This window comes from Marimonas lutisalis, assembly GCF_005434965.1.
Taxonomy (GTDB): Bacteria; Pseudomonadota; Alphaproteobacteria; order Rhodobacterales; family Rhodobacteraceae; genus Marimonas_A; species Marimonas_A lutisalis.
In genome coordinates this window covers 218,638-243,980 of the sequence record NZ_SKCI01000001.1, presented here as the reverse complement: position 1 = coordinate 243,980, position 25,343 = coordinate 218,638, and the positions used below count along the sequence as shown (strand labels likewise).

36 protein-coding genes are annotated in these 25,343 nt (G+C 62.7%); 3 read left to right on the top strand and 33 right to left on the bottom strand.

Features of this window, described 5'->3' with window-relative positions; translation table 11 throughout:
* Positions 1 to 104 precede the first annotated feature (104 nt).
* From E0501_RS01195 to rpsM, 6 genes are all read right to left on the bottom strand, one after another.
* Positions 105 to 1,421 (bottom strand): replication-associated recombination protein A, encoded by a 1,317-nt coding sequence (locus tag E0501_RS01195; RefSeq protein ID WP_137699522.1) that lies wholly within the window; start codon positions 1,419 to 1,421, stop codon positions 105 to 107.
* A gap of 1 nt (position 1,422) precedes the next feature.
* On the bottom strand, positions 1,423 to 2,802 hold the full coding sequence (locus E0501_RS01190) for a trypsin-like peptidase domain-containing protein (protein ID WP_137699521.1): 1,380 nt from the start codon (positions 2,800 to 2,802) through the stop codon (positions 1,423 to 1,425).
* A 122-nt stretch (positions 2,803 to 2,924) separates the two neighbouring features.
* Positions 2,925 to 3,353: a 50S ribosomal protein L17 gene (gene rplQ / locus E0501_RS01185; RefSeq protein WP_137699520.1), complete on the bottom strand. Its 429-nt coding sequence runs from the start codon at positions 3,351 to 3,353 to the stop codon at positions 2,925 to 2,927.
* 145 nt (positions 3,354 to 3,498) lie between these two features.
* On the bottom strand, positions 3,499 to 4,515 hold the full coding sequence (locus E0501_RS01180) for a DNA-directed RNA polymerase subunit alpha (RefSeq protein ID WP_137699519.1): 1,017 nt from the start codon (positions 4,513 to 4,515) through the stop codon (positions 3,499 to 3,501).
* 112 nt (positions 4,516 to 4,627) lie between these two features.
* Positions 4,628 to 5,020 carry a 30S ribosomal protein S11 gene (gene rpsK, locus E0501_RS01175; protein WP_137699518.1) on the bottom strand — a complete coding sequence of 131 codons (393 nt, stop codon included), beginning with the start codon at positions 5,018 to 5,020 and terminating at the stop codon, positions 4,628 to 4,630.
* Positions 5,021 to 5,035: 15 nt separating this feature from the next.
* A complete protein-coding gene (rpsM, locus tag E0501_RS01170; RefSeq protein WP_137699517.1) occupies positions 5,036 to 5,404 on the bottom strand; it encodes a 30S ribosomal protein S13 in 369 nt (122 codons plus the stop codon).
* Positions 5,405 to 5,686: 282 nt separating this feature from the next.
* Here rpsM and E0501_RS01165 point away from each other — a divergent pair, with 282 nt between their 5' ends.
* Entirely contained in the window at positions 5,687 to 6,115 is a 429-nt protein-coding gene (locus E0501_RS01165; protein ID WP_161594524.1) for a BLUF domain-containing protein, read from the top strand.
* A 23-nt stretch (positions 6,116 to 6,138) separates the two neighbouring features.
* Here the strand turns inward: E0501_RS01165 and E0501_RS01160 are convergent, their stop codons facing one another.
* The 3 genes from E0501_RS01160 to rplO all read right to left on the bottom strand — a co-directional run bounded on the left by E0501_RS01160 (position 6,139) and on the right by rplO (position 8,723).
* A complete protein-coding gene (locus tag E0501_RS01160; RefSeq protein ID WP_137699515.1) occupies positions 6,139 to 6,783 on the bottom strand; it encodes an adenylate kinase in 645 nt (214 codons plus the stop codon).
* A complete protein-coding gene (gene secY / locus E0501_RS01155; RefSeq protein ID WP_137699514.1) occupies positions 6,780 to 8,141 on the bottom strand; it encodes a preprotein translocase subunit SecY in 1,362 nt (453 codons plus the stop codon). The genes E0501_RS01160 and secY overlap by 4 nt, the downstream gene beginning before the upstream one ends.
* A 108-nt stretch (positions 8,142 to 8,249) precedes the next feature.
* A complete protein-coding gene (rplO, locus tag E0501_RS01150; RefSeq protein WP_137699513.1) occupies positions 8,250 to 8,723 on the bottom strand; it encodes a 50S ribosomal protein L15 in 474 nt (157 codons plus the stop codon).
* A gap of 303 nt (positions 8,724 to 9,026) precedes the next feature.
* Between rplO and E0501_RS01145 the strand changes: the two genes are divergently transcribed.
* On the top strand, positions 9,027 to 9,872 hold the full coding sequence (locus E0501_RS01145) for a glycosyl hydrolase (protein ID WP_235857722.1): 846 nt from the start codon (positions 9,027 to 9,029) through the stop codon (positions 9,870 to 9,872).
* Between the two features lie 404 nt (positions 9,873 to 10,276).
* Here the strand turns inward: E0501_RS01145 and rpmD are convergent, their stop codons facing one another.
* The 11 genes from rpmD to rpmC all read right to left on the bottom strand — a co-directional run bounded on the left by rpmD (position 10,277) and on the right by rpmC (position 14,553).
* A complete protein-coding gene (gene rpmD, locus E0501_RS01140) occupies positions 10,277 to 10,465 on the bottom strand; it encodes a 50S ribosomal protein L30 (protein ID WP_137699512.1) in 189 nt (62 codons plus the stop codon).
* A 12-nt stretch (positions 10,466 to 10,477) separates the two neighbouring features.
* Positions 10,478 to 11,038, bottom strand: a complete 561-nt coding sequence (gene rpsE / locus E0501_RS01135; protein WP_137699511.1) for a 30S ribosomal protein S5 — start codon at positions 11,036 to 11,038, stop codon at positions 10,478 to 10,480.
* A 113-nt stretch (positions 11,039 to 11,151) separates the two neighbouring features.
* Entirely contained in the window at positions 11,152 to 11,511 is a 360-nt protein-coding gene (rplR, locus tag E0501_RS01130) for a 50S ribosomal protein L18 (protein WP_137699510.1), read from the bottom strand.
* 11 nt (positions 11,512 to 11,522) lie between these two features.
* Complete coding sequence (rplF, locus tag E0501_RS01125) at positions 11,523 to 12,056, bottom strand: 50S ribosomal protein L6 (RefSeq protein WP_137699509.1); 534 nt, start codon at positions 12,054 to 12,056, stop codon at positions 11,523 to 11,525.
* Between the two features lie 11 nt (positions 12,057 to 12,067).
* Entirely contained in the window at positions 12,068 to 12,460 is a 393-nt protein-coding gene (gene rpsH / locus E0501_RS01120; protein ID WP_137699508.1) for a 30S ribosomal protein S8, read from the bottom strand.
* Positions 12,461 to 12,472: 12 nt separating this feature from the next.
* Positions 12,473 to 12,778 (bottom strand): 30S ribosomal protein S14, encoded by a 306-nt coding sequence (gene rpsN, locus E0501_RS01115; protein WP_137699507.1) that lies wholly within the window; start codon positions 12,776 to 12,778, stop codon positions 12,473 to 12,475.
* 19 nt (positions 12,779 to 12,797) lie between these two features.
* Positions 12,798 to 13,361 carry a 50S ribosomal protein L5 gene (rplE, locus tag E0501_RS01110; RefSeq protein ID WP_137699506.1) on the bottom strand — a complete coding sequence of 188 codons (564 nt, stop codon included), beginning with the start codon at positions 13,359 to 13,361 and terminating at the stop codon, positions 12,798 to 12,800.
* Positions 13,354 to 13,665 carry a 50S ribosomal protein L24 gene (rplX, locus tag E0501_RS01105; RefSeq protein WP_137699505.1) on the bottom strand — a complete coding sequence of 104 codons (312 nt, stop codon included), beginning with the start codon at positions 13,663 to 13,665 and terminating at the stop codon, positions 13,354 to 13,356. The genes rplE and rplX overlap by 8 nt, the downstream gene beginning before the upstream one ends.
* A gap of 1 nt (position 13,666) precedes the next feature.
* Positions 13,667 to 14,035, bottom strand: a complete 369-nt coding sequence (rplN, locus tag E0501_RS01100; RefSeq protein WP_011567679.1) for a 50S ribosomal protein L14 — start codon at positions 14,033 to 14,035, stop codon at positions 13,667 to 13,669.
* 66 nt (positions 14,036 to 14,101) lie between these two features.
* Positions 14,102 to 14,332, bottom strand: coding sequence for a 30S ribosomal protein S17 (gene rpsQ, locus E0501_RS01095; RefSeq protein WP_137699504.1), 231 nt, complete (start codon positions 14,330 to 14,332; stop codon positions 14,102 to 14,104).
* Between the two features lie 14 nt (positions 14,333 to 14,346).
* On the bottom strand, positions 14,347 to 14,553 hold the full coding sequence (gene rpmC / locus E0501_RS01090) for a 50S ribosomal protein L29 (RefSeq protein ID WP_137699503.1): 207 nt from the start codon (positions 14,551 to 14,553) through the stop codon (positions 14,347 to 14,349).
* 240 nt (positions 14,554 to 14,793) lie between these two features.
* Between rpmC and E0501_RS01085 the strand changes: the two genes are divergently transcribed.
* A complete protein-coding gene (locus E0501_RS01085; protein WP_137700804.1) occupies positions 14,794 to 15,414 on the top strand; it encodes a 2OG-Fe(II) oxygenase family protein in 621 nt (206 codons plus the stop codon).
* A 192-nt stretch (positions 15,415 to 15,606) separates the two neighbouring features.
* Here E0501_RS01085 and rplP read toward each other — a convergent pair whose 3' ends face one another.
* The 13 genes from rplP to rpsL form a co-directional block, all read right to left on the bottom strand.
* Positions 15,607 to 16,020, bottom strand: coding sequence for a 50S ribosomal protein L16 (gene rplP / locus E0501_RS01080; protein ID WP_137699502.1), 414 nt, complete (start codon positions 16,018 to 16,020; stop codon positions 15,607 to 15,609).
* 12 nt (positions 16,021 to 16,032) lie between these two features.
* Complete coding sequence (gene rpsC, locus E0501_RS01075; RefSeq protein WP_137699501.1) at positions 16,033 to 16,740, bottom strand: 30S ribosomal protein S3; 708 nt, start codon at positions 16,738 to 16,740, stop codon at positions 16,033 to 16,035.
* Positions 16,740 to 17,120, bottom strand: coding sequence for a 50S ribosomal protein L22 (gene rplV, locus E0501_RS01070; protein ID WP_137699500.1), 381 nt, complete (start codon positions 17,118 to 17,120; stop codon positions 16,740 to 16,742). The genes rpsC and rplV overlap by 1 nt, the downstream gene beginning before the upstream one ends.
* Before the next feature lie 4 nt (positions 17,121 to 17,124).
* Positions 17,125 to 17,403 carry a 30S ribosomal protein S19 gene (rpsS, locus tag E0501_RS01065; protein WP_068348022.1) on the bottom strand — a complete coding sequence of 93 codons (279 nt, stop codon included), beginning with the start codon at positions 17,401 to 17,403 and terminating at the stop codon, positions 17,125 to 17,127.
* A gap of 3 nt (positions 17,404 to 17,406) precedes the next feature.
* Positions 17,407 to 18,249: a 50S ribosomal protein L2 gene (gene rplB, locus E0501_RS01060; protein WP_137699499.1), complete on the bottom strand. Its 843-nt coding sequence runs from the start codon at positions 18,247 to 18,249 to the stop codon at positions 17,407 to 17,409.
* Between the two features lie 480 nt (positions 18,250 to 18,729).
* On the bottom strand, positions 18,730 to 19,026 hold the full coding sequence (locus E0501_RS01055; protein WP_137699498.1) for a 50S ribosomal protein L23: 297 nt from the start codon (positions 19,024 to 19,026) through the stop codon (positions 18,730 to 18,732).
* Positions 19,023 to 19,640 (bottom strand): 50S ribosomal protein L4, encoded by a 618-nt coding sequence (rplD, locus tag E0501_RS01050; protein ID WP_137699497.1) that lies wholly within the window; start codon positions 19,638 to 19,640, stop codon positions 19,023 to 19,025. Before rplD ends, E0501_RS01055 begins: the two co-directional genes overlap by 4 nt.
* Entirely contained in the window at positions 19,637 to 20,479 is an 843-nt protein-coding gene (rplC, locus tag E0501_RS01045) for a 50S ribosomal protein L3 (RefSeq protein WP_137699496.1), read from the bottom strand. The genes rplD and rplC overlap by 4 nt, the downstream gene beginning before the upstream one ends.
* A gap of 15 nt (positions 20,480 to 20,494) precedes the next feature.
* Positions 20,495 to 20,803 (bottom strand): 30S ribosomal protein S10, encoded by a 309-nt coding sequence (rpsJ, locus tag E0501_RS01040; RefSeq protein WP_037273464.1) that lies wholly within the window; start codon positions 20,801 to 20,803, stop codon positions 20,495 to 20,497.
* Between the two features lie 84 nt (positions 20,804 to 20,887).
* A complete protein-coding gene (gene tuf / locus E0501_RS01035; protein ID WP_137699479.1) occupies positions 20,888 to 22,063 on the bottom strand; it encodes an elongation factor Tu in 1,176 nt (391 codons plus the stop codon).
* Positions 22,064 to 22,153: 90 nt separating this feature from the next.
* Complete coding sequence (gene fusA, locus E0501_RS01030; RefSeq protein WP_137699495.1) at positions 22,154 to 24,271, bottom strand: elongation factor G; 2,118 nt, start codon at positions 24,269 to 24,271, stop codon at positions 22,154 to 22,156.
* A gap of 21 nt (positions 24,272 to 24,292) precedes the next feature.
* Entirely contained in the window at positions 24,293 to 24,763 is a 471-nt protein-coding gene (rpsG, locus tag E0501_RS01025; protein WP_137699494.1) for a 30S ribosomal protein S7, read from the bottom strand.
* A gap of 14 nt (positions 24,764 to 24,777) precedes the next feature.
* Positions 24,778 to 25,149, bottom strand: coding sequence for a 30S ribosomal protein S12 (gene rpsL, locus E0501_RS01020; RefSeq protein ID WP_109385713.1), 372 nt, complete (start codon positions 25,147 to 25,149; stop codon positions 24,778 to 24,780).
* Between the last annotated feature and the right edge of the window lie 194 nt (positions 25,150 to 25,343).

Here is a 25,343-nt window from a genome sequence, read left to right as displayed (position 1 = left end):
GCTGAGGCGGCATGTCGTGGGGGCGCTGCCCCCAAGGTGCAAAACTGCTGGACGCTGTTTTGCACCTTTCCCCCGGGATATTTCAGTCAAGATGAAGCCCGGGCTCAGGGCTTCCCGCGCTTGGCGCGCTGACCGGAAAACCAGTCGAGCCGCTTTTTCAGCTCGCGCTCGAAGCCGCGCTCGACCGGGGTGTAAAGCACCGGGCGTTTCATGCCCTCGGGGAAGTAGTTCTGCCCTGAAAACCCGTCCTCTGCATCGTGGTCATAGGCATAACCATCGCCATAGCCCTGGTCCTTCATCAGGCTCGTCGGCGCGTTGAGGATATGCTTGGGCGGCGGTTCCGAGCCGGTTTTCTTGGCCTGCGCGCGCGCGGCCTTATAGGCGGTGTAGGCGGCGTTTGATTTCGGCGCCAGCGCCAGGTAGACCACGGCCTGCGCCAGCGCCAGCTCGCCCTCGGGGCTGCCAAGGCGCTCATACACCTCCCAGGCGTGCAGGCAATGGGTCTGCGCGTTGGGATCGGCAAGGCCGATATCCTCGACCGCCATGCGGGTGATCCGGCGGGCGAGATATCGGGGGTCTTCGCCGCCTTCCAGCATCCGCGCCAGCCAGTAAAGCGCGGCATCGGGATCGGACCCGCGCACCGATTTGTGCAGCGCCGAGATGAGATTGTAATGCTCATCGCCGGACTTGTCGTATTTCGCCGCCCGCCGCATCAGCCGCGTGGTCAGCTGCGCGGTATCGAGCTTGCCCTCGACCTTCCACGCCATCACCTGTTCGATCAGGTTCAAAAGCGCGCGCCCGTCGCCATCGGCCATTTCCAGGAGCGCCTCGCGCGCCGGGCCATCGAGCGGCAGGCCGCGCTCCAGCTCTTTCTCGGCCCGCTGCGCCAGCCGCTCAAGGTCCGCAAGGTCCAGCCGCTCCAGCACCAGCACCTGCGCACGGCTCAGCACAGCGGCGTTCAATTCAAAGCTGGGGTTTTCCGTGGTCGCGCCGACCAGAAGGATCGTGCCATCCTCCATATGCGGCAGGAAACTGTCCTGCTGCGCCTTGTTGAAGCGGTGGATCTCGTCCACGAACAAAAGCGTGCCCTGCCCGTTGGCGCGGCGATGCTTTGCCGCCTCGAACACTTTCCTGAGTTCGGGCACACCGGTGAAGATCGCGCTGATCTGCACGAAATGCAGGTCGGTTTCATCCGCCAGAAGCCGCGCGATGGTGGTCTTGCCCACGCCGGGCGGCCCCCACAGGACGAGCGAGGATAACGAACCAGATGACAGCATCACGCCCAGTGGCGCCTCGGGGCCCAGCACCTGCTCCTGCCCGATCACCTCGGACAGCGTTTTCGGGCGCAGCCGGTCGGCCAGCGGGCGCGGCCCCTTGGGCGCATCGGCCTGCCCCGGCGCGGTATCGAAAAGATCGGCCATGTCAGAGCCGGAACCGCAGCACGCGGCGCTGATTGCCGCGCTGCACGTCAAGCAGCAGCCAGCGACTGGCCTTTTCCAGAAGCTGAACCGCCGTGGCGCTGTCGCTGACTGCGACATCGTTGATGGCACGCAGGATATCGCCGCGCGCAAGCCCCGCGCGCTGGCCGGCCGGGCCGGGATCGGTGACCACCACCCCTTCGACCGACAGCGGCAGGCCCAGCTCGGCCAGAACCGCGGGGTTGATGTTCGACAGCTCGATCCCCGGAATGGCCGCCCGCGACGTGCTGCGCCGCGGATCGCGCGGCGGCACATCCGGCGCGGCCACCAGTTCCACCGCGACCTCATCGGTTTCGCCAGCGCGGAAACGGGTGATCGCAACCTTGTTGCCAAGGCCCGCCACGCTCATCCGGAAGACCATTTCATCGGGCGTGTTCACCGGCTGGCCGCCCACCTCGAGGATCACGTCGCCCTTGCGGAACCCGGCCGCCAGGAAGGGGCTGACCGCGTGCAGCTCGGAAATCACGATGCCGCGCGGCGCGTCGAGCCCCAGGCTCTCGGCGATGTCGCTGTCCACCGGCTGTCCGTTCATTCCGGCCCAGGGCCGGTTGAAGCGGTCGGCCCCGGTCTGCGCCTGTTCGACAAAGCGCTGCACCAGCGCCGAGGGAATGGCAAAGCCGATCCCGTTCGACCCGCCCGAGCGCGTCAGGATACGCGTATTGATGCCGATGAGCGCGCCGTTCACATCCACCAGCGCCCCGCCCGAATTGCCCGGGTTGATCGGCGCATCGGTCTGGATGTAGTAGCCCCGCGCGCTGCCCGTCGCCGTGCCCGACCGGGCGAGCCCCGAAACGATGCCGCTGGTCACGGTCTGGCCCACGCCGAAGGGGTTGCCGATGGCCAGCACCAGCTCGCCCACCTCGACCGTGTCACTGTCGCGCAGCGGCAGATAGGGCATGTCCTGCGCCTCGCGCAGCTGCAGGATCGCGAGGTCAGCCTCTTCATCGGCCAACAGGATATCGGCCTCGTATTCGCGCCGGTCGTTCAGCACGACGCGGATATCCTGCGCCTCGCCCACCACGTGGTAGTTCGACACGGCGATGCCGTCGGCGGTCAGGATCACGCCCGAGCCGAGGCTGTTCTGCACCTGCGGGCGCGGCGTGCCGAAGCCCTGGAAAAACTCCTGGAAGAACGGATCGTTCATGAAGGGGCTGGTCTGCACCTGCACCACGCGCTTGGCATAGATGTTCACCACCGCGGGCGCAGCCTGTTTCACGAGGGGGGCGAACCCCAGCGCGATCTCGGCCTGGTTTTGCGGCACGCGGGTTTCTGCCGCCAGCGGCGCGGCGACCATGGCCAGAATGAACGCAAGGATACGCAGCATGTCACCTTCCTTCATCGTCAGCCCAGATATGCGAAGCGCGGGCCGCGAATGCAAGCGGCGTGCACAAAGCAAAACCCCCGCCGAAAAGGCGGGGGCTTGAAAATCCGTGATCGGAGCGGGATTTACTCCGCTTCCATCTCCGCGGCTTCCTCGGCGGCCAGGCGGGCCTTGTCGGCGGCGCCCTTGGCGTCGACATCGCGGTCGACCAGTTCGATGATCGCCATCGGGGCCATGTCACCGTAACGGAAACCGGCCTTCAGAACGCGGGTGTAGCCGCCGTTGCGCTCTTTGTAACGGGGGCCCAGAACCTCGAACAGCTTGGCGACGTCCTTGTCCTGTTTCAGCTGCGCGGCGGCCTGGCGGCGGGCGTGCATGTCACCGCGCTTGCCCAGCGTGATCAGCTTGTCCATGATCCGCTTGAGTTCCTTGGCCTTGGGCAGGGTGGTCTTGATCTGCTCATGCTCGATAAGCGAGCCGGCCATGTTGGAAAAGAGCGCCTTGCGGTGCTCGTGGGTGCGGTTGAGGCGACGATAGCCTTTTGCGTGACGCATGTTTCTAACTCCTTTTGCCCTCTACGGGCGGTTTTGCTTTGTCTGGCCGGCGATGCGTGTCACCGGCTCTCCTTGGGGCGCTTGCCCTGCTTGTTCCCCGCCAATGCGGGCATTGTAGGGTGGGGTTTTACCCCACCCTGGGTTCTCAGAACGCGTCTTCGAACTTCTTCGCCAGATCTTCGATGTTGTCCGGCGGCCAGTCCTCGACATCCATGCCAAGGTGCAGGCCCATGCTGGACAGCACTTCCTTGATCTCGTTCAGCGACTTGCGGCCGAAGTTCGGGGTGCGCAGCATCTCGGCTTCGGTCTTCTGGATCAGGTCGCCGATATAGACGATGTTGTCGTTCTTCAGGCAGTTGGCCGAACGCACGCTCAGCTCCAGCTCGTCCACCTTTTTCAGCAGAAGCGGATTGAACTCGAGACCTTCGTCCTCTTCCTGGCGACCGGCGGATTCGGGCTCTTCGAAGTTCACGAAGATCGACAGCTGGTCCTGCAGGATGCGCGCGGCATAGGCCAGCGCATCATCGGGGGTGATCGAGCCGTCGGTTTCCACCTTCAGCGTCAGCTTGTCATAGTCAAGGACCTGGCCTTCCCGCGTCGGCTGCACGTCATAGGAAACCTTCTTGACCGGCGAATAGATCGCATCGATCGGCATCAGGCCGATGGGCGCGTCCTCGGGCTTGTTCTTGTCGGCTGCGACATAGCCCTTGCCGGTGTTGACGGTCAGTTCCATGTAGACATCCGCGCCCTCGTCGAGGTGGCAGATCACGTGGTCCTTGTTCAGGATCTCGATGCCGGCGCTGTCCGAGATGTCACCGGCGGTGACGACACCCGGGCCCTTGGCGTTGATCGACAGGCGCTTGGGCCCTTCGACATCCATGCGCACCGAAACGCCCTTCAGGTTCAGAACGATGTCGGTGACGTCTTCGCGCACACCCGCGACCGAGCTGAACTCGTGCAGCACGTTGTCGATCTGCACGCTGGTGATGGCGGCGCCCTGCAGCGAGCTCATCAGCACCCGGCGCAGCGCGTTGCCCAGCGTCAGGCCAAAGCCGCGCTCCAGCGGTTCGGCCACGATGGTTGCCTGGCGGGTCGGGTCGTTGCCCGGCTTCACCTCCAGCTGCGTGGGTTTGATCAATTCCTGCCAGTTCTTATGGATCATGCGTCCCTCCATTCCTGTCTCCTGCCCCATGTCCAAAGGCAAAAGACGCCCGAGGTTTCAAAATGACGACGATGGGACCGGGCACAGGCCCGGCCACATCTTTATAATCGGATCAGACCCGGCGACGTTTCGGCGGGCGGCAGCCGTTATGGGCGATCGGCGTCACGTCGCGGATCGACGTGATGTTGAAGCCGATAGCAGCCAGCGCGCGCAGCGCCGACTCGCGGCCCGAACCGGGGCCCTGCACTTCGACTTCCAGCGTTTTCACGCCGTGTTCCTGCGCCTTGCGGCCTGCGTCCTCGGCAGCCATCTGCGCGGCATAGGGGGTCGACTTGCGCGAGCCCTTGAAGCCCATCGTGCCGGCCGACGACCACGAGATCGCGTTGCCCTGCACGTCAGAGATCAGGATCTTGGTGTTGTTGAAGCTGGAGTTCACATGCGCGACGCCAGCGGCGATGTTCTTGGAGACCTTTTTCTTGCCTCCGCGACGGGTATCACGTGCCATTGGTGCTGCCCTCCCTTACTTCTTCTTGCCGGCGATGGGTTTCGCCGGGCCTTTGCGCGTGCGCGCATTGGTGTGGGTGCGCTGGCCGCGCACGGGCTGGTTGCGGCGATGACGCAGGCCGCGGTAGCAGCCAAGGTCCATCAGGCGCTTGATGTTCATCTGCACTTCACGGCGCAGGTCACCTTCGACGGTATAGTTGGCGTCGATGTGCTCGCGGATGGCCAGAGCTTCGGCATCCGAAAGCTCGTTCACCCGGCGGGCGTGGTCGATGCCAACGGCATCGCAGATGGCCTTGGCCGAGGCATGGCCGATTCCGGTGATGTAGGTGAGCGCGATCGGAACGCGCTTGTGCGTCGGGATGTTGACGCCGGCGATACGTGCCACGTTATCTTTCCTTTCGTTGCGGTTCCGTAGTTCCGGAACCTTTTTTCACAACGTAAGCCCGAGGCGTTTTCCGCTCCGGGCCGCAGCTGAATTCGAGGTTGTCATTCATGCACGGGTGCGACCCGGACAGAATCAATCCCTTAAGGGATGGTGCTGGTTATTTGGATTTGGCCGGGCCGTCAAGGGCTGCATGACGCCTCCCTGCCATTGCATCGATTGGCCCTTCCGGAACGCGGACGAATACGCGATAAACGGTGGAACGCGCGCCGACCAGAAGACGACATGACGCATTATCTCATTTACCGCAGCGACGCACGCCATCCTTTCCCCCATCTCAGCGATTTCGACATCCTGCGCACCGCCTGGGCGCATAACCAGCGTGTCGGCATCAGCGGCTATCTCGTGCGCACGATGCACGAGTTTTTCCAGATCCTCGAAGGCCCGCGCGAGGAGCTCGACAGGCTCTATACCCGGATCAGCGCCGACGAGCGGCACAGCAATGTGCGCCTCCTGTCCGAAGGCCCGCTTGCCCGGCGGCGTTTCCCGAACTGGGCAATGGGCTATGCCGAAGCGGTCGAGGACGACCCAGCGGCAAGCCTCTTCGCGAAGGGATTGCCCGACCAGGACGTCGCACAATTGATAAAGTCGTTCGAGGAACTGGCCGCCGCACGTGGCGCCATCTCGGGCCGGGCGGCATTGCTCAGGGAGTAGCCCGCGCCACTCCCCGATCGCCCTCAGCCGTCCAGCGCGCCGGCGATCGCGGCCTGAACCGCGTCGATCTCACCCAGGCCGTCAACCGATTTCAGCTGACCCTTGGCATAGTAATAGCCGATGAGCGGGCTGGTCTTCTTGTAATATTCCATCAGCCGGGTGCGCAGGCTTTCCTCGTTATCGTCGGCGCGGTGCTTCATGTCCTGCGCGCCGCACTTGTCACAGGTGCCTTCCACCTTCTCCGGCTTCGTCGTGCGGTGATAGACCTCGCCGCAATTGCCGCAGGTGTATCGGCCGGTGATCCGGTCGACCAGCGCATCGTCATCCACCTGCATCTCGATCACGGCATCCAGCGTCTCACCGCATTCGGCCAAAAGCGCCGCCAGCGCGTCGGCCTGGGCCAGCGTGCGCGGGAACCCGTCGAAGATGAAGCCGCCCTGCTTGTCGCCTTCCAGCTTCTCGCGGATCAGGCCGATGACGATCTCGTCGGTGACAAGCTCACCGCGCGCCATGACCTCGGCAACCTTGTTGCCCATTTCCGTGCCGCTGTCCTTGGCTTCGCGGAGCATGTCGCCCGTCGAAAGCTGGATCATGTTGCGGGTTTCAACGAGATGCCGCGCCTGGGTGCCCTTGCCGGCCCCCGGCGGTCCAAGCAGGATGATGTTCATCGCCGTGCCGGTCCTTTCTTCTTGCGCCGCCGCCCCTTGCCGGACAGCTGCGATTTTTCGATCAAGCCCTCATACTGGTGCGCCAGAAGATGGCTTTGCACCTGTTGGATCGTATCCATGGTGACCGAGACGACGATCAGCACGGATGTGCCGCCGAAATAGAACGGGATCGCCAGCTGGCTGCGCAGGATTTCCGGCAGCAGGCACACGGCGGCAAGGTAACCCGCGCCCAGCACGAGGATACGGTTGACGACATATTCCAGGTACTCGGCCGTCTTCTTGCCCGGGCGGATACCGGGGACAAAACCGTTCTGGTTCTTCAGGTTGTCTGCCACCTCGTCAGGTTTGAAGCTGACGTTGAAGGTGTAGAAATAGGCGAAGAACACGATCATCGCGACGAAGAACGCAAGGTAGAGCGGCTGACCGGGGCCGAAATAGGCCAGCAGCGTCGACATGATCGGGCCGGTCTGGTTGCCGCTGAAGGTGCTGATCGTCGTCGGCAGCAGCAGAAGCGAGCTGGCAAAGATCGCCGGGATCACGCCCGACGGGTTGACCTTGACGGGCAGGTGCGAACTGCCGCCGTCATAGACCTTCATGCCGACCTGGCGGCGCGGGTACTGGATATGAATCTTTCTCAGCGCGCGTTCCATGAAGACAACGAAGGCGATCACCGCCACCACCATGATCATCACGCCGATGATGACAGCCGGGCTCAGCGCGCCCGAACGGCCCTGGCTGAAGAACTGGGCCAGCGCGGCCGGAATCTCGGCGATGATGCCGACGAAGATGATCAGCGAAATACCGTTGCCCACGCCGCGCGCGGTGATCTGTTCGCCCAGCCACATCAGGAACATCGTGCCCCCGACCAGCGTGATCACCGTCGAGGACTGGAAGAACAGGCCCGGATCGGTCGCGAGATCACCGGCTTCCAGGCTTTTCGCAAGGCCATAGGCCTGCAGCGTGGCCAGGAACACCGTGCCGTAACGGGTATACTGGTTGATCTTCTTGCGGCCCTGTTCGCCCTCTTTTTTCAGCTGTTCCAGCGCAGGCACCATGGATGTCAGCAGCTGAACGATGATCGAGGCCGAGATATAAGGCATGATGCCAAGGGCAAAAATACCCATCCGCCCCAGCGCGCCGCCGGTGAACATGGTCAGGATCCCGCCCAGGCCGGCCGCCGCACCTTCCATGAAGTCGCGCAGCGCCTGCCCGTCGATTCCGGGGACCGGAATGAAGGTGCCCAGCCGATAGACGATCAGCAGGCCCAGCGTGAACAGGATGCGGTTGCGAAGGTCGGTTGCTTTCCCGAGTGCCGCCCAGCTCGTGTTGGCGGCCATTTGTTCTGCGGCAGATACCATGCGCGGTCTCTTTCATGCATGCGCCGCCGGGGCGGTTTTCCCGGCCCGGCGGCGCTGAATTGGAAAACTTGAGGTTATCTAAGCCCCGGATGCTCCGGGGACAACCTCTTATTCGGCCGCCTGCGCCGAAGTGACCGTCAGTTTACCGCCGGCTTTCTCGACGGCTTCGACAGCCGCTTTCGATGCGCCGGTCACCTCGAGCGTCAGCTTGGCCGACACGTCGCCCTTGGCCAGGACGCGGATACCGTCCAGCTTGCGGCGCACAACGCCCGATTCCACCAGCACGTCCTCGGTGATGGCTTTCTTGGCGTCCAGCTTCTTGGCGTCGACGAATTTCTGGATGAGCCCGAGGTTCACAACCGCGAATTTCTTGCGGTTCGGCTTGTTAAAGCCACGCTTGGGCAGGCGTTGATAGAGCGGCATCTGGCCGCCTTCGTAGCCGGCAATGGCCACGCCCGAACGCGATTTCTGGCCTTTGATACCACGGCCACCGGTCTTGCCCATGCCCGAGCCCGGGCCACGGCCGACGCGCTTGCGTTTCTTGGTTGCGCCGTCGTTGTCGCGCAGTTCATGCAGTTTCATGTCGCTTCTCCTTTGCCGGATGTGGCCCCCGAAGCGTGATGGGCCAACCACGGCGTTTCTTGTTTTTTCCGAGTCGGGCCGTCTCCGGCCACCCGCGGGCGTATAGACGCAACACCCGCGCGATGCAAGCGCGCTGTTGGCCGCCGCCCGGCCTGTCACACGTCCCGGCGCGCGCCGGCGCCCCTCCGCCCCGCAAAGGCGCTAATTTCGCGTGTTTTCGCCAATTGCCCCACTCTTGCCACACGGTTTCCCAATTCTTAACCCGCCGACTTTATATCCTCGCTCCAATCGCACGAGGGACATATGCTCAGACTTGCAGCCTTTGTTTTCGGGATCATGCTGATGGCTCTGCCCGCAGCCGCGCAAAAGGCGGGGGTCGGCGCTTGGGAAAACCCCGCCAAGACGACACTCGAGTGGATCGAGGATCAGCCGGGGCTGTCCTGGTACTACAACTGGCGACCCGATCAGATGTGGCACCGCGGCGGCACCTCGCGCACCGTCGAATTCGTGCCGATGATCCATTCCGCCAGGGACGTGAACAAACGTATCGTGTCCAACCGCAGGGTCCGTCACCTGCTGGCCTTCAACGAACCCGATCAGAAAACCGGCGCGCACCAGGCGGGCCTGTCCGTGGCCGAGGCCATCGCGCTCTGGCCCAGGCTCGAAGCGCGCGGCCTGCGGCTCGGCAGCCCGGCGACCACGCAGGAGCAGACCCTCGGCGCCAATTCATGGCAGCGCCGCTTCATGACCGAGGCCGAACGCCGCGGCCTGCGGGTCGATTTCATGGCGGTGCACTACTATTCCACCAATGGCGACGTGAACGCCTTCCGCCGCTGGCTCGAAGCCGTGCACCGCGAATACCGCCGCCCGATCTGGGTGACCGAGTTCGCCCTGATCGACTGGAAGCGCCCGGGTAAGGTCACCTATGCCCAGAACGCGCGCTTCGCGCAGGAGGCCATCCTGATGATGGAACGTCTTCCTTTCGTGGAACGCCACGCCTGGTTCGCCGCCAATCCCTATCCCTGGAAGGGCGGCACACCGAAAATCAACCTCGTAGACAGCAACCTTGCGCCGACACCGGTGGGCGTCGCGTTCAACGACGTGGTGCGCCGCGTCAGCGCCCGCGGCCTCGCCAGCCTCTCGGAGTAAGCCACCGACCTGCCCAAAAAGAAAAACGCCCCCGGCAGACAAGGCCGGGGGCGTTTTCACTGGTCTCTTGCGCCTGGCGTCTCAGCCGCGCAGACCGCCCGTTTCGCGCAGGTACTCGGTCCAGCAGGGGACCGGCTTGGCCGAAACGATGGCCTTGACGGCGCGCGCCACGGCGCGGGCGGGGAAAGTGACGAATGTCATGGATGTGAAACCTTCTGTTCGTGCCTTGGATTTGGCCACGGGATACGGCCCCGGCAGAGATTTCACCAGCACGGGTTTCGCAGTCTCGCCATGCGCCGGGCGCATAGCTGCACGAATCCACCCTTAAAAGAAAAGGCCCCCGGCTCTCACCAGGGGCGCTTCTATTGTCGCAGGATGCGCGATTATGCGCACCGCAGGGCTGTTCAGCCGCGCTCTTCGATGATCTCGACCAGATGCGGGATCTTGGCGATCATGCCGCGCACCGAGGGGGTATCCTCAAGCTCACGGGTCTTGTGCATCTTGTTGAGGCCGAGGCCCACCAGCGTTGCACGCTGTTTGGCCGGGCGGCGGATCGGGCTGCCGATCTGTTTGACGACGATGGTTTTTGCCATGGGTCCGTCTCCTTACGCTTCCGCTTCCGCGGGGGCTTCATCCTTTTTCAGGATGTCGGCCACCTTCTTGCCGCGGCGCTGGGCCACCATGCGCGGGCTCGATTCCTTCTGCAGCCCGTCAATCGTGGCGCGGATCATGTTATAGGGGTTCTGCGATCCGATCGATTTCGAAACCACGTCCTTGATGCCCAGCATCTCGAACACGGCCCGCATCGGACCACCGGCGATGATCCCGGTTCCTTCCGGGGCGGTGCGCATCACCACCTTGCCGGCCCCATGACGGCCTTCGATGTCGTGGTGCAGCGTGCGGCCTTCGCGCAGCGGCACGCGGATCATCTGGCGCTTGGCCTGCTCGGTCGCCTTGCGGATCGCCTCGGGCACCTCTTTGGCCTTGCCCTTGCCGAAACCGACACGGCCTTTCTGATCGCCGACAACCACCAGCGCGGCAAAGCCAAAGCGTTTACCACCTTTCACGGTTTTCGACACACGGTTGATCGCCACCAGGCGATCTGCGAATTCCGGGGCTTCGTCGCGATCGCGGCCGCGTCCCCGTTGTTGACCTTCTCTTGCCATCAGGCATTCCTTTCAAGGTTGGCGCTCTGGCCTTGGTTCGTATCAATCCAGGTGGGCGCGGCATGCGCCCCCGGATCATCGGGACCGCGACCAGCGCCGCGGCCCACAGGGTCTTAGATCTTCAGCCCGCCTTCGCGTGCGGCGTCGGCCAGGGCCTTCACCTTGCCGTGGTAGAGGAACCCGCCACGGTCGAAATAGGCCTCTTCGACGCCCGCTTTCTTGGCGCGCTCGGCAATCGCGGCGCCCACCTTGGCGGCAGCTTCCACGTTGTTCTTGCCAATGATGCCAAGATCTTTCTCGAGCGACGAGGCGGCGGCCACGGTGCGGCCGTTCACATCGTCGATCAGCTGCACGCTGATGTTCTTGTTCGAACGGTGCACAGACAGGCGCATCTTGCCGCTGTTGACCTTGCGAAGTTTGTTCCGGACGCGCAGGCGGCGTTTCAGGAACAGTTGTCGTTTGCTGTTTGCCATCTGTCCGGTCCTTACTTCTTCTTGCCTTCCTTGCGGAAGATGTACTCGTCTTTGTACTTGATGCCTTTGCCTTTGTAGGGCTCGGGCTCACGCCATTCGCGGATATTGGCCGCGACCTGGCCGACGAGTTGTGCGTTGGTGCCTTCCACGACGATCTCGGTCTGCTTGGGGCAGGTGACGGTCACGCCAGCGGGAACCTGGAAATCCACGTCGTGGCTGTAGCCGAGGTTCAGCTTCAGGACATTGCCCTGCACCTGCGCCCGGTAACCAACACCGTTGATCTCAAGCTCTTTCTTGAAGCCCTCGGTGCAACCCTGGACCATGTTGGCCACCATCGTGCGGCTCATGCCCCACTGCTGGCGCGCGCGCTTGGACTTGCCGCGCGGGGTCACCACGATGGCATTGTCTTCCTGCGCGATGGTCACGTCATCGGTCGCGGTGAAGGATTGGGTATCCTTCGGGCCCTTGATTTCGATGGTCTGGCCGGAGATCGTGGCGGTGACGCCCGACGGCAGCTCGACCGGTTTTTTGCCAATACGAGACATTGTCGCTCTCCTTAGAAGACCGTGCAGATCACTTCGCCGCCAACATTCTGGCTGCGAGCGTTCGCATCCGACATCACGCCCTTGGGCGTGCTGACAATCGACACGCCCAGGCCCTGACGAACCTGCGGAATGTCCTTGACGCCCATGTAAACGCGGCGGCCGGGTTTCGAAACCCGCTTGAGCTCGCGAATGACGGGGGTGCCATCAAAGTATTTCAGGCTGATTTCGAGGGTCGGGTGACCATCTGTATCAGTGCCTTTTTCATAGCCGCGGATGTAACCTTCGTCGGCCAGAACATCCAGGACCCAGCCGCGCAGCTTCGACGCCGGCGTCGACACGGTCGACTTGCCGCGCATCTGGGCGTTGCGGATACGGGTGAGCATATCGCCGATAGGATCGTTCATCTCACTCTCTCCTTACCAGCTCGATTTCACCATGCCGGGGATCTGCCCTGCAGACCCCAGCTCGCGCAGCGCGATCCGGCTGACCTTGAGCTTACGATAGTAAGCATGCGGACGCCCGGTGAGCTGGCAGCGGTTGTGAAGACGGGTCGCCGAGCTGTTGCGCGGCAGTTTGGCAAGCTTCAGGGACGCGCGGAAACGCTCTTCCATCGGCTTCGACTCGTCGTTGATGATATCCTTGAGCGCGGCACGCTTGGCGGCGTATTTCTCGACCAGGCGTTGACGCTTTTTCTCGCGCTCGATCATGGATTTTTTAGCCATATCAATCTCCTCCCGCGGATCAGCTGTTGAAGGGCATGTTGAAATGCTTCAACAGCGCCTTGGCTTCCGCGTCGGTTTTCGCGGTGGTGGCAATCACGATGTCCATGCCCCAGACTTCGTCGACCTTGTCATAGTCGATTTCCGGGAACACGATGTGCTCTTTCAGGCCCATGGCATAGTTGCCACGGCCGTCAAAGCTGGTGCCCGGCACGCCGCGGAAGTCGCGGATACGGGGCATTGCGATGGTGATCAGCCGGTCGAGGAATTCGTACATCCGGTCGCCGCGCAGCGTGACCTTGGCGCCCATCGGCATGCCTTCACGCACGCGGAAACCCGCGATCGAGTTCTTCGCGTTGGTCTGGATCGCCTGCTGGCCGGCGATGGTGCTCAGGTCCTCGACGGCCGACTTGGCCTTTTTCGAGTCCTTCACCGCGGCGCGGCCGCAGCCGATGTTCAGCACGATCTTGTCCAGCCGCGGGATCATCATGTCATTCGAATAGCCGAACTCTTCTTTCAGAGCGGCGCGAATGCTGTCCTTGTAGGCGGCTTTCAGACGCGGGGTATAGGTTGCAGCATCAAGCATCGATCACGTCCCCCGTGGTCTTGGCGTAACGCACCTTCTTGTCGCCTTCCATCTTGAAGCCGACGCGGGTGGGTTTGCCGTTCTTGTCGACGATCGCCAGATTCGACAGATCCATCGGCATCGCCTTGGGCATGCGGCCGCCCTGGCTCGTTTGGGTCTGGCGCTGGTGGCGGATCGCCACGTTCACACCGTCGACCACGGCCTTGCCGGCCTTCGGATCAACCGACGAAATGGTGCCCTGCTTGCCCTTGTCCTTGCCGGCCAGCACGACGACCTTGTCGCCCTTTTTCAGTTTCGCAGCCATCTTACAGCACCTCCGGAGCGAGCGAGATGATCTTCATGAAGTTCTTCGCGCGCAGCTCGCGAACCACCGGCCCGAAGATACGGGTGCCGATCGGCTCGTTGTTGTTGTTGAGGATGACAGCGGCGTTGCGGTCAAAGCGGATCGCGGTGCCGTCTTCACGGCGCACTTCCTTGGCGGTGCGCACGACAACGGCTTTGCGCACGTCGCCTTTCTTCACGCGGCCGCGCGGGATGGCTTCCTTGACCGACACCACGATGATGTCGCCCACCGACGCATATTTGCGCTTGGAACCACCCAGGACCTTGATGCACTGAACCCGGCGTGCGCCGGAGTTGTCAGCAACATCCAGATTGGTCTGCATCTGGATCATATGGTTTCTCCCGACCTTTGGGGTAACGACCCCAGGGTTTCGCTCAAACCGAAAGGTTCTTTTGGCTTACGCCTCCAGAACCTCCCAGCGTTTCGTTTTGGATTTCGGGGCGCATTCGATGATGCGGACCTGATCTCCCACCTTGTAGGTGTTCTTCTCATCGTGAGCCCGGTATTTTTTGGACTTACGGATGGTTTTCTTCAGAACCGGGTGCGTGAAGCGGCGTTCGACGCTCACGGTGACGGTCTGGTCATTGGCGTCCGAGGTGACGGTGCCTTGAAGGATACGCTTGGGCATGTTTCAGGCTCCTCTTACTCGGTCGCAGCCGCGGCAGCGGCTTTTTCGTTCAGGATGGTCTTCACGCGGGCGGCGTCACGCTTGACGCTGCGCATGCGCGCGGTGTTCTCCAGCTGCCCGGTGGCTTGCTGGAACCGCAGGTTGAAGCTTTCTTTCTTCAGGTTGGCCAGGTCTTCTTTCAACTGGTCAACCGACTTCTCACGAAGTTCGCTGGCTTTCATGGCCGTCTTCCTTTTCAACATCACCGGGGCGCCCCAATGGTCACGCCGAATCCGGTGGAGTTCATAGTGAAGGCTGCGCAATACACGGGGTGCTCGCATATGGCAACCCCTTTCCGCCGCTTTCTTGCACGCCAGGAACGCGGCCGCGCGGCCGCGCCCCGCCCCGCCGCGCGGCGGGGCCTGCCGCCGACGGCGAAAACCCCCCTCGCCAGCCGTTCCGACCTGCGCTATCACGTCCGCATGGCACAGATCAAATCCCTTTTCGTCACCCGTCTCTACCGCGCGGCCCTGTCCGAGCTTGGCCCAGCGATCGACACAGATGAGCTTGAAGCCTCCTGCTTCTCGATCGCCGAGGATGACGAGGCCGGACAGGCCTGGTGCGAAGAGAACGGCTATCCGGGCTATACCTCCTATGCCTCGCTTACCGACCTGCCCTGGCGCTTCCCGGTTTTCGCCGACCTGAAAGAAGCGCTCGACCTGCATGTCGCCGCCTTCGCGCAGGATCTGGAGTTCGATCTCGGCGACGGCAAGCTCGAGCTCGAGGATCTCTGGATCAACATCCTGCCCGAGGGCGGCACGCATTCCTCGCACCTGCATCCGCATTCGGTGATCTCGGGCACCACTTACGTGTCGATGCCCGATGGCGCCTCGGCGCTGAAGCTCGAAGATCCGCGCTCGGCCCGGATGATGGCCGCCCCCGCGCGCCGGAAGGACGCCCGCGAAGAGCTGCAGACCTTCATCTATGTCAAACCGCAGGTGGGCGACGTTCTGCTGTGGGAATCCTGGCTGCGCCACGAGGTGCCGATGAACATGGCAGAGGATGAACGGGTTTCGGTGAGCTTCAACTACAAGTGGGTTTGAGAACCCACGGCAGAAACGCCGGGCGGGGCATCTGATCTGGCTCGGAAAATCGAAAACCCCCGCGCGATCTCTCGCACGGGGGTTTCTTTTCTCACCTTGGCCAAAACACGCTGCGCGTTTTCGACCTTGGCGCGGCCCGGACGATTTTTCGCAGAAAAATCGCCTACACCGCGCTGTCCACGTGGATTGGTTTTACCAATCCTCGCGGACGACGATGCGGGTCTTGATCGGCAGTTTCATTGCCGCCAGACGCAGGGCCTCGCGTGCCACTTCGTCGTCGACACCGTCGATCTCGAACATCACGCGGCCGGGCTTGACCTTGCAGGCCCAGAAATCGACCGAACCCTTACCTTTACCCATCCGAACCTCGGTGGGTTTCGAGGTCACCGGCGTATCCGGGAAGATCCGGATCCAGACGCGGCCCTGACGTTTCATGTGACGCGTCATGGCACGACGGGCGGCCTCGATCTGGCGCGCGGTGACGCGCTCGGGCTGGGTGGCCTTCAGGCCGTAGGAGCCAAAGTTCAGATCCGACCCGCCCTTGGCGAGGCCCTTGATCCGGCCCTTGTGCATCTTGCGGAATTTTGTGCGCTTGGGTTGAAGCATCTCAATTCCTCCTTAGCGGCGGCCACCGGCGCCACGCGGGGCCGGACCGTCCTGGATTTCCTGCGCACGGCGGTCACGCGCCTGCGGATCGTGCTCCATGATCTCACCTTTGAAGATCCAGACCTTGATCCCGATGATCCCGTAGGGAGTCATCGCTTCGGCATGTGCGTAATCGATGTCGGCACGCAGGGTGTGAAGCGGCACGCGGCCTTCGCGGTACCATTCGGTGCGGGCGATCTCGGCGCCGCCCAAGCGGCCTGCCACGTTCACCCGGATGCCCAGGGCACCCATCCGCATGGCGTTCTGCACGGACCGTTTCATCGCGCGGCGGAAGCTGACCCGGCGCTCCAGCTGCTGGGCGATGCTTTCCGCCACCAGCTGCGCGTCAAGCTCGGGCTTGCGCACTTCGACGATGTTGAGGTGCAGTTCGCTGTCGGTCATCGCGGCCAGTTTCTTGCGCAGAACTTCGATGTCCGCGCCTTTCTTGCCGATGATGACACCGGGGCGGGCCGTGTGGATCGTCACCCGGCACTTCTTGTGCGGGCGTTCGATGATCACGCGGGCCACGCCGGCCTGCTTGCACTCTTCCTTGATGAACTCGCGGATCTTGATGTCTTCCAGAAGAAGATCACCGTAATCCTTGGTGTTCGCGAACCAGCGGCTGTCCCAGGTGCGGTTGACCTGAAGGCGCATGCCGATCGGATTGACTTTCTGACCCATTAGGCTTGCTCCTCAACTTGACGCACCTTGATGGTGAGTTCCGAGAACGGCTTGATGATGCGGCCGAAACGGCCACGGGCGCGCGGACGGCCGCGCTTCATCACCAGGTTCTTGCCCACATAGGCTTCGGCGACGATCAGCTCGTCCACGTCCAGCCCGTGGTTGTTCTCGGCGTTGGCGATGGCCGACTGAAGGCATTTCTTCACGTCTTCCGCGATCCGCTTCTTCGAGAAGGTCAGGTCCGTCAGGGCCTTGTCCACCTTCTTGCCACGGATCATGGCGGCCACCAGGTTCAGTTTCTGCGGGCTTGTGCGAAGCATGCGGGTTTTCGCCATTGCTTCGTTTTCGGCCACGCGGCGGGGGTTCTTTGCCTTGCCCATGGTCTTACTTCCGCTTCGCTTTCTTGTCGGCGGCGTGACCATAGTAGGTCCGCGTCGGCGAATATTCACCGAACTTCTGGCCGATCATGTCTTCGGTCACGTTGACCGGGATGTGCTTCTGGCCGTTGTACACGCCAAACGTCAGGCCCACGAACTGGGGCAGGATCGTCGAGCGGCGCGACCAGATCTTGATGACTTCGTTGCGGCCCGACTCGCGCGCTGCTTCGGCCTTTTTCAGGACGTAAGCATCGACGAAGGGCCCTTTCCAAACAGAGCGAGACATATGTTAACGCCCCTTCTTCTTGGCGTGGCGCGAGCGGATGATCAGCTTTTGCGACGCTTTGTTCTTGTTGCGGGTGCGTGCACCCTTCGTGGGCTTGCCCCAGGGCGTCACCGGGTGACGACCACCCGAGGTCCGGCCCTCACCACCGCCGTGGGGGTGATCGATCGGGTTCATGACGACGCCGCGAACGCTCGGACGCTTGCCCTTGTGGCGCATCCGGCCGGCCTTGCCCATGTTCTGGTTCGAGTTGTCGGGGTTCGACACCGCACCAACGGTCGCCATGCATTCCTGGCGCACCATGCGCAACTCGCCCGAGCTCAGGCGGATCTGGGCATAGCCACCGTCACGGCCGACGAACTGGGCATAGGTGCCCGCGGCGCGTGCGATCTGGCCACCCTTGCCGGGCTTCAGCTCGATGTTGTGCACGATGGTACCGATCGGCAGGCCCGAGAACGGCATCGCGTTGCCCGGCTTGATGTCGGCTTTCTGGCTCGAAACCACCTTGTCACCCACAGCCAGACGCTGCGGTGCCAGGATATAGGCCTGTTCGCCATCTTCGTATTTGATCAGCGCGATGAAGGCGGTCCGGTTCGGATCGTATTCGATCCGCTCGACGGTCGCGGCCACATCGAACTTGTTGCGTTTGAAATCGACGATCCGGTAAAGGCGTTTCGCCCCACCCCCGCGACGACGCGAGGTAATCCGCCCGGTGTTGTTCCGGCCGCCCGACTTGGTCAGACCCTCGGTGAGGGATTTGACCGGACGCCCTTTATACAGCTCCGAACGGTCGATCAGCACCAGCCCGCGCTGGCCCGGCGTCGTCGGCTTGTACGACTTGAGTGCCATGCTTTCTGTCTTCCGTTTAGCAAACGAGGAGGCGCTCGCGCTCTCCCCTATGTGATAGCCCCCCGTAGGTGGCCTTGATGATAGGGCCCCGAAGGTCCCCGACTGCAAAAATCACAGGCCCCGGAACGAATCCGAGGCCGTGCGACTGGCGTCGTATAGCGGGGTTGGAGGTGGGTGTCTATAGGCAGGCGGCACAAATTCCTCCTCCGCCTGCCCAGGCCGCGCATCGCCGACCCGCGGGGTGGCGACACACCGCATCAGCAACGCACTTTATCCCCGCCAAGAGCTTCCAGCTTCGCTGTCTCGCCTGCGCTCCCCAAATCGCCGCCCCGGGGGGGCGGGCCGGCGAGGCGCGGCGGCCTGCGGCCGCTGTTTCGCGCAAACGGGCGACTATATCGGAAGACGAGAAACCCCGGCTACTTTCGCAGCCGGGGTTCAATCACATTTCACCTTAGGGCAGGCTTCAGCCCGCCAACCCGATCAAAGACCGGTGGTCACGTCGATCGTGTTGCCTTCTTCCAGCGTGACATAGGCCTTCTTCACATCCTTCCGCTTGCCCTGCTGGCCGCGGAAACGCTTGACCTTGCCCTTGGTGATGGTCGTGTTCACGGCCTTCACCTTCACACCAAAGAGCGCCTCGACGGCCTCCTTGATCTGCGGCTTGGTGCTGTCCATCGCCACTTCGAAGACAACGGCGTTCGCTTCCGACGCCATGGTCGCCTTCTCGGTGATGATCGGCTTGCGGATCACGTCGTAATGTTGTGCGGTCGCGCTCATTTCAGACGAGCCTCCAGTGCTTCGACACCCGCCTTGGTGAGCACCAGCGTGTCACGGCGGAGGATGTCATAGACGTTTGCGCCCATCGACGGCAGCACATCGAGACCCTCGATGTTGCGGGCGGCACGGGCGAAGCTTTCGTTCACCTCGGTCCCGTCGATGATCAGGGCGCGCTTCCAGCCCAGGTTCTTCACCTGCTTGGCCAGGGCGGCGGTCTTGCCATCCGACTCGGCGGCGTCGATGATCACCAGTTCACCGGCTTTCATCTTGGCCGACAGCGCGTGGCGCAGGCCCAGCTTGCGGAATTTCTTCGGCAGGTCATGGGCGTGGCTGCGGGGCGTCGGGCCCTTGTAGATGCCACCCTTGCGGAAGATCGGCGCGTTGCGGTCGCCGTGGCGTGCGCCGCCGGTGCCCTTCTGGCGATAGATCTTCTTGGTCGAGTAGCTGGTCTCCGACCGGGTCTTCACCTTGTGCGTGCCCTGTTGCGCCTTGTTGCGCTGCCAGCGCACGACGCGGTGCAGGATGTCCGCGCGCGGTTCCAGGCCGAAGATGTCTTCGCCCAGATCGACCGAGCCGGCTTTCTTGCCGTCCAGTTTGATCACGTCGAGTTTCATTCTTCGCCTTCCTTCTTCTCGGCCGCGATTTCGGCCTCGGCCTGTTTCAGGGCCTCGGCTTCCTGCGCGGCTTGTTCTGCGGCGGCAGCCTCTTCGGCGGCCTTGGCTTCCGCTTCCGCGGCAGCTGCGGCTTCCTCGGCGGCTTTCGCGGCTTCCTCGGCGGCCGATTTCAGGGCGGCGGGCAGGATCGCGTTTTCAGGGAACGGTTTTTTCACCGCGTCCTTGATCGTCACCCAGCCCCCTTTCGAGCCCGGAACCGAACCCTTGACCATGATCAGGCCACGGTCGGCATCGGTTCTGACCACCTGCAGGTTCTGCGTGGTCACGCGGGCAGCACCCATGTGACCGGCCATTTTCTTGCCCTTGAACACGCGGCCCGGATCCTGACACTGACCGGTCGAACCGTGCGAACGGTGGCTGATCGACACACCGTGCGAGGCGCGCAGACCACCGAAGTTGTGGCGTTTCATGGCACCGGCAAACCCTTTACCGATCGAGGTGCCCGAGACGTCCACGAACTGACCTTCGAAGTAATGGTCAGCAGTGATCTCTTCACCCACGGCGATCAGGTTCTCGGGCGCGACGCGGAACTCGGCCAGCTTGCGCTTGGGCGCAATCTTGGCGGCCGAAAAGTGCCCGCGCATGGCTTTCGAGGTCCGTTTGGCCTTGGCCGAACCGGCACCCAGTTGAACAGCGGTATAGCCGTCTTTGTCGGCGGTCCGCTGGGCGATGACCTGCAGGCCGTCCAGTTGAAGAACGGTCACGGGGATCTGCTTGCCGTCTTCCATGAACAGACGGGTCATGCCCACTTTCTTGGCGATAACACCAGAGCGCAACATATCTACTGCCCTCCCTTAGACCGAAATCTGCACGTCGACGCCGGCCGCGAGGTCGAGCTTCATCAGCGCGTCCACGGTTTGCGGGGTCGGATCGACGATGTCGAGAAGACGCTTGTGCGTACGGATCTCGAACTGGTCGCGGGATTTCTTGTTCACGTGGGGGCCACGCAGAACGGTGAACTTCTCGATCTTGTTCGGCAGCGGGATCGGGCCACGCACCTGGGCGCCCGTCCGCTTGGCCGTATTGACGATCTCCTGCGTGCTGGCATCCAGAACGCGGTAGTCAAAGGCCTTCAGCCGAATGCGAATATTTTGGCTTTGCATTTATTTAGCCTTTCGCGGCGTTGGAGTTGATAGGAGGAAGGCCGGACCACCCGGCCCCCCTCGTCGAACCCTTGGGTTTGTTTCTTACTCGATGATTTTCGACACGACGCCGGCGCCGACGGTGCGGCCGCCTTCGCGGATGGCAAAGCGCAGGCCGTCTTCCATCGCGATCGGGGCGATCAGCTCGACCTCGAACTTCAGGTTGTCGCCCGGCATCACCATCTCCGTGCCGGCCGGCAGCGTCACCGTGCCGGTCACGTCCGTCGTGCGGAAGTAGAACTGCGGACGGTAGTTGGCGAAGAACGGCGTGTGACGGCCACCCTCTTCCTTGGTCAGGATATAGGCTTCGGCTTCGAACTTGGTGTGCGGGGTCACCGAGCCGGGCTTGCAGAGAACCTGGCCACGCTCGACGCCCTCACGGTCGACACCGCGCAGCAGTGCGCCGATGTTGTCGCCGGCTTCGCCGCGGTCCAGCAGCTTGCGGAACATTTCAACGCCCGTGCAGGTGGTTTTCGTGGTGTCGCGGATGCCGACGATCTCGATCTCGTCGCCCACGTTGATCACGCCACGCTCGACCCGGCCGGTCACAACCGTGCCGCGGCCCGAGATCGAGAACACGTCTTCGATCGGCATCAGGAACGGCTGGTCCACGGCGCGCTCGGGCGTCGGGATGTAGCTGTCGACGGCTTCCATCAGTTCCTTGATCGAGTTCTCGCCGATTTCCGGATCACGGCCTTCCAGAGCGGCCAGCGCCGAGCCCTTGATGATCGGGATATCGTCGCCCGGGTAGTCGTACGAGCTCAGCAGCTCGCGGATTTCCATTTCCACCAGTTCCAGCAGCTCTTCGTCGTCAACCTGGTCGACCTTGTTCATGTAGACCACGAAGGCCGGGATGCCGACCTGGCGGCCCAGCAGGATGTGCTCGCGCGTCTGCGGCATCGGGCCGTCCGCGGCCGAACACACCAGGATCGCGCCGTCCATCTGCGCCGCACCGGTGATCATGTTCTTCACATAGTCGGCGTGGCCGGGGCAGTCGACGTGGGCATAGTGGCGGTTCTCGGTCTCGTATTCCACGTGCGCGGTCGAGATCGTGATCCCACGGGCCTTCTCTTCCGGCGCGCCGTCGATCTGGTCGTAGGCCTTGAAGTCACCGAAATACTTCGTGATCGCAGCCGTCAGCGTCGTCTTGCCGTGGTCAACGTGACCAACAGTCCCGATGTTCACGTGCGGTTTCGTGCGTTCAAACTTTTCCTTTGCCATGGTCTTGGCTCCTTTTTTCTTATGCGGATGGTGGGGTGAAACCCCACCCTACGGTGGTGGGTAGGGCGGACCCGTGGCCCGCCACCCGGCTTATGCGTATTTCGCCTGGATCTCGTCGCTGATGTTCTGCGGAACCGGATCGTAGTGGTCGAACTGCATCGTGAACTGCGCACGGCCCGAGGACATCGAACGCAGCGTGTTGATGTAGCCGAACATGTTCGCGAGCGGCACGAAGGCGTTGATCGCAACGGCGTTGCCGCGCGGTTCCTGCCCAGACACCTGGCCACGACGGCTGGTCAGGTCACCGATGATACCACCGGTATATTCTTCCGGCGTGATCACCTCGACCTTCATCATCGGCTCGAGCAGCTTGGCGCCGGCCTTGCGGAGACCTTCGCGCATGCACATCCGCGACGCGATTTCGAACGCCAGAACGCTCGAGTCCACATCGTGGAACTTGCCGTCGACCAGGGCGACCTTGAAGTCGATCACCGGGAAGCCGGCAAGAGGACCGCTGTCCATGACCGACTGGATGCCTTTTTCCACACCCGGGACGTATTCCTTGGGCACGGCACCGCCGACGATGCGGCTCTCGAACGAGTAACCCTCGCCCGGTTCTGTCGGCGAGATGATCAGCTTCACCTCGGCGAACTGGCCGGAGCCACCCGACTGTTTCTTGTGGGTGTAGGTATGCTCGATCTCGTGACCGATGGTCTCGCGATAGGCAACCTGCGGCGCACCGATATTGGCTTCGACCTTGAATTCGCGCTTCAGGCGGTCAACCAGGATGTCGAGGTGCAGTTCGCCCATGCCTTTCATGATCGTCTGACCCGACTCGAGGTCGGTTTCGACGCGGAAGGACGGGTCCTCGGCGGCCAGACGGGCCAGACCCTGAGACATCTTCTCCTGGTCGTTCTTCGTCTTGGGTTCCACCGCGATCTCGATCACCGGATCGGGGAAGGTCATGGTTTCCAGAACCACCGGGTCCTTCTCGGCGCACAGCGTATCACCGGTCGTGGTGTCCTTCAGACCGGCCAGCGCGATGATGTCGCCGGCAAACGCTTCCTCGATTTCCTCGCGGTTGTTCGAGTGCATCATCATCATCCGGCCAACGCGCTCTTTCTTGCCCTTGGTCGAGTTCAGCATCGTGTCGCCCTTCTTCAGGACGCCCGAGTAGATGCGGGTGAAGGTCAGCGAGCCGACGAACGGGTCGTTCATGATCTTGAACGCCAGGGCCGAGAACGGCATGTCGTCGTCGGCACGGCGGGCAATGTTGCGCTCTTCGTTTTCGTCGCCGGGTTTGAAGCCCATGTAATCAACCACGTCGAGCGGGCTCGGCAGGTAGTCGATCACGGCGTTGAGCAGCGGCTGAACACCCTTGTTCTTGAAGGCCGAGCCCCCGAGAACCGGCACGAAAGTGAGCGACAGCGTGCCCTTGCGCAGCAGGGCGCGCAGGGTCGGCACGTCGGGCTCATTGCCTTCCAGGTATTCCATCATCGCGTCGTCGTCCATTTCGACGGCGTTCTCGATCATCTTGCCGCGCCATTCCTCGGCCATGTCCTTCAGGCTGTCGCGGATCGGAGCCTTGACCCAGCTTGCGCCCAGGTCTTCGCCCTGCCACAGCCATTCTTCCATGGTGACCAGGTCGATCAGGCCTTCCAGCTCGTTCTCGGCACCGATCGGGATCCCGACGGGCACGGCGGTTGCGCCGGTGCGGTCCTCGATCATGCGAACGCAGTTGAAGAAGTCGGCACCGATCTTGTCCATCTTGTTGACGAACACGATGCGCGGCACCTTGTAGCGGTCGGCTTGGCGCCAGACGGTCTCGGTCTGGGGCTCGACACCAGCGTTGGCGTCCAGAACGGCAACGGCACCGTCGAGCACGGCCAGCGAGCGTTCAACCTCGATGGTGAAGTCAACGTGGCCGGGGGTGTCGATGATGTTCATCCGGTGCTTGGGGGTGTCCGGGGTCTGGCCGTCCTCGGTGCGCTCCCAGAAAGTGGTCGTCGCAGCCGAGGTGATGGTGATGCCGCGTTCCTGCTCCTGCTCCATCCAGTCCATCGTCGCGGCGCCGTCATGCACCTCGCCGATGTTGTGGGATTTGCCGGTGTAATACAGGATCCGTTCCGAGCAGGTGGTCTTGCCTGCGTCGATATGGGCCATGATGCCGAAGTTGCGGTAGCGGTCGAGCGGATAATCGCGTGCCATGGGTCTTTGCCTTTGAAAAGGTTACCAGCGGTAATGGCTGAACGCTTTGTTCGCGTCGGCCATCTTGTGGGTGTCTTCGCGCTTCTTCACAGCAGAACCGCGGGATTGCACAGCATCCAGCAGCTCGCCGGCGAGGCGTTCTTCCATCGTGTTTTCGTTGCGGGCGCGGGAGGCCGAGATCAGCCAACGGATCGCCAGCGCTTCGCGGCGCTCGGGGCGCACTTCGACGGGCACCTGGTAGGTGGCGCCACCAACCCGGCGCGAGCGAACCTCGACCGACGGCTTGATGTTGTCGAGCGCTTCGTGGAACACCTCGACCGGTGCGCGCTTGATCTTGTCCTCAACGCGATCCAGCGCGCCATAGACGATCTTTTCGGCGGCCGATTTCTTGCCGTCGAGCATGAGGTTGTTCATGAATTTCGTGAGCACCTTGTCGCCATATTTGGCGTCGGGCAGCACTTCGCGTTTTTCTGCGGCGTGACGACGGGACATCTTCTTCGTTCCTCTTACTTCGGACGCTTGGCGCCGTATTTCGAGCGGCGCTGCTTACGATCCTTGACGCCCTGGGTATCCAGAACACCGCGCAGGATGTGATAGCGCACACCGGGAAGGTCTTTCACACGGCCGCCACGGATCAGGACAACCGAGTGTTCCTGAAGGTTGTGGCTTTCGCCGGGGATGTAGCTGATCACCTCGTAACCATTGGTCAGGCGAACCTTGGCCACCTTCCGCATGGCCGAGTTCGGCTTCTTCGGCGTGGTGGTGTAAACGCGCGTGCAGACGCCGCGCTTTTGCGGGTTGCCCTCAAGGTGGAGGGACTTGGAGCGTTTCACTTTGGGCTGCCGCGGCTTGCGGATCAGCTGCTGGATCGTCGGCATTGGGTCACTTTCCCCGTTTTTCAACACATGTGCGGCATGGGTGTCCCCATGCGGGTTTCCAAATTCCTCGCGCTTCATGCGTCCATGAAACGCGCAAAAACCGCCTTCGTCCCCCAGTTTTCCAAGGACGACGCGGTGGGTTTCCAGAGGATCGGGGCGCTACCGCCCGGATCGTGTCCACTACAGTTCTGATT

What these genes read in the sequence shown, in the direction of transcription:
- E0501_RS01160 (WP_137699515.1), bottom strand. Translation starts at nt 6,783, where the DNA reads ATGAACATCATCCTGCTTGGACCGCCGGGGGCCGGCAAGGGCACCCAG.
- rplB (WP_137699499.1), bottom strand. Translation starts at nt 18,249, where the DNA reads ATGGCACTCAAGTCGTACAAGCCGACGACGCCGGGCCAGCGCGGGCTG.
- rpsL (WP_109385713.1), bottom strand. Translation starts at nt 25,149, where the DNA reads ATGCCGACGATCCAGCAGCTGATCCGCAAGCCGCGGCAGCCCAAAGTG.
- E0501_RS01190 (WP_137699521.1), bottom strand. Translation starts at nt 2,802, where the DNA reads ATGCTGCGTATCCTTGCGTTCATTCTGGCCATGGTCGCCGCGCCGCTG.
- rplD (WP_137699497.1), bottom strand. Translation starts at nt 19,640, where the DNA reads ATGAAACTCGACGTGATCAAACTGGACGGCAAGAAAGCCGGCTCGGTC.
- rpmC (WP_137699503.1), bottom strand. Translation starts at nt 14,553, where the DNA reads ATGAAAGCCAGCGAACTTCGTGAGAAGTCGGTTGACCAGTTGAAAGAA.
- rpsK (WP_137699518.1), bottom strand. Translation starts at nt 5,020, where the DNA reads ATGGCACGTGATACCCGTCGCGGAGGCAAGAAAAAGGTCTCCAAGAAC.
- rplR (WP_137699510.1), bottom strand. Translation starts at nt 11,511, where the DNA reads ATGGCAAACAGCAAACGACAACTGTTCCTGAAACGCCGCCTGCGCGTC.
- rpsG (WP_137699494.1), bottom strand. Translation starts at nt 24,763, where the DNA reads ATGTCCCGTCGTCACGCCGCAGAAAAACGCGAAGTGCTGCCCGACGCC.
- rplQ (WP_137699520.1), bottom strand. Translation starts at nt 3,353, where the DNA reads ATGCGTCACGCAAAAGGCTATCGTCGCCTCAACCGCACCCACGAGCAC.
- rpmD (WP_137699512.1), bottom strand. Translation starts at nt 10,465, where the DNA reads ATGGCAAAAACCATCGTCGTCAAACAGATCGGCAGCCCGATCCGCCGC.
- rplC (WP_137699496.1), bottom strand. Translation starts at nt 20,479, where the DNA reads ATGTTGCGCTCTGGTGTTATCGCCAAGAAAGTGGGCATGACCCGTCTG.
- E0501_RS01085 (WP_137700804.1), top strand. Translation starts at nt 14,794, where the DNA reads ATGGCACAGATCAAATCCCTTTTCGTCACCCGTCTCTACCGCGCGGCC.
- tuf (WP_137699479.1), bottom strand. Translation starts at nt 22,063, where the DNA reads ATGGCAAAGGAAAAGTTTGAACGCACGAAACCGCACGTGAACATCGGG.
- rpsN (WP_137699507.1), bottom strand. Translation starts at nt 12,778, where the DNA reads ATGGCTAAAAAATCCATGATCGAGCGCGAGAAAAAGCGTCAACGCCTG.
- rpsQ (WP_137699504.1), bottom strand. Translation starts at nt 14,332, where the DNA reads ATGCCCAAGCGTATCCTTCAAGGCACCGTCACCTCGGACGCCAATGAC.
- rplX (WP_137699505.1), bottom strand. Translation starts at nt 13,665, where the DNA reads ATGGCTGCGAAACTGAAAAAGGGCGACAAGGTCGTCGTGCTGGCCGGC.
- rplP (WP_137699502.1), bottom strand. Translation starts at nt 16,020, where the DNA reads ATGCTTCAACCCAAGCGCACAAAATTCCGCAAGATGCACAAGGGCCGG.
- rpsS (WP_068348022.1), bottom strand. Translation starts at nt 17,403, where the DNA reads ATGTCTCGCTCTGTTTGGAAAGGGCCCTTCGTCGATGCTTACGTCCTG.
- rpsC (WP_137699501.1), bottom strand. Translation starts at nt 16,740, where the DNA reads ATGGGTCAGAAAGTCAATCCGATCGGCATGCGCCTTCAGGTCAACCGC.
- E0501_RS01145 (WP_235857722.1), top strand. Translation starts at nt 9,027, where the DNA reads ATGCTCAGACTTGCAGCCTTTGTTTTCGGGATCATGCTGATGGCTCTG.
- rpsJ (WP_037273464.1), bottom strand. Translation starts at nt 20,803, where the DNA reads ATGCAAAGCCAAAATATTCGCATTCGGCTGAAGGCCTTTGACTACCGC.
- E0501_RS01165 (WP_161594524.1), top strand. Translation starts at nt 5,687, where the DNA reads ATGACGCATTATCTCATTTACCGCAGCGACGCACGCCATCCTTTCCCC.
- rpsE (WP_137699511.1), bottom strand. Translation starts at nt 11,038, where the DNA reads ATGGCAAGAGAAGGTCAACAACGGGGACGCGGCCGCGATCGCGACGAA.
- E0501_RS01180 (WP_137699519.1), bottom strand. Translation starts at nt 4,515, where the DNA reads ATGATCCATAAGAACTGGCAGGAATTGATCAAACCCACGCAGCTGGAG.
- rplF (WP_137699509.1), bottom strand. Translation starts at nt 12,056, where the DNA reads ATGTCTCGTATTGGCAAAAAACCGGTCGAGCTGCCGTCGGGCGTCACC.
- rpsH (WP_137699508.1), bottom strand. Translation starts at nt 12,460, where the DNA reads ATGAACGATCCTATCGGCGATATGCTCACCCGTATCCGCAACGCCCAG.
- rplO (WP_137699513.1), bottom strand. Translation starts at nt 8,723, where the DNA reads ATGAAACTGCATGAACTGCGCGACAACGACGGCGCAACCAAGAAACGC.
- rplN (WP_011567679.1), bottom strand. Translation starts at nt 14,035, where the DNA reads ATGATCCAGATGCAGACCAATCTGGATGTTGCTGACAACTCCGGCGCA.
- rplE (WP_137699506.1), bottom strand. Translation starts at nt 13,361, where the DNA reads ATGCTTGATGCTGCAACCTATACCCCGCGTCTGAAAGCCGCCTACAAG.
- fusA (WP_137699495.1), bottom strand. Translation starts at nt 24,271, where the DNA reads ATGGCACGCGATTATCCGCTCGACCGCTACCGCAACTTCGGCATCATG.
- E0501_RS01055 (WP_137699498.1), bottom strand. Translation starts at nt 19,026, where the DNA reads ATGAGCGCGACCGCACAACATTACGACGTGATCCGCAAGCCGATCATC.
- secY (WP_137699514.1), bottom strand. Translation starts at nt 8,141, where the DNA reads ATGGTATCTGCCGCAGAACAAATGGCCGCCAACACGAGCTGGGCGGCA.
- rplV (WP_137699500.1), bottom strand. Translation starts at nt 17,120, where the DNA reads ATGGGCAAGGCAAAGAACCCCCGCCGCGTGGCCGAAAACGAAGCAATG.
- E0501_RS01195 (WP_137699522.1), bottom strand. Translation starts at nt 1,421, where the DNA reads ATGGCCGATCTTTTCGATACCGCGCCGGGGCAGGCCGATGCGCCCAAG.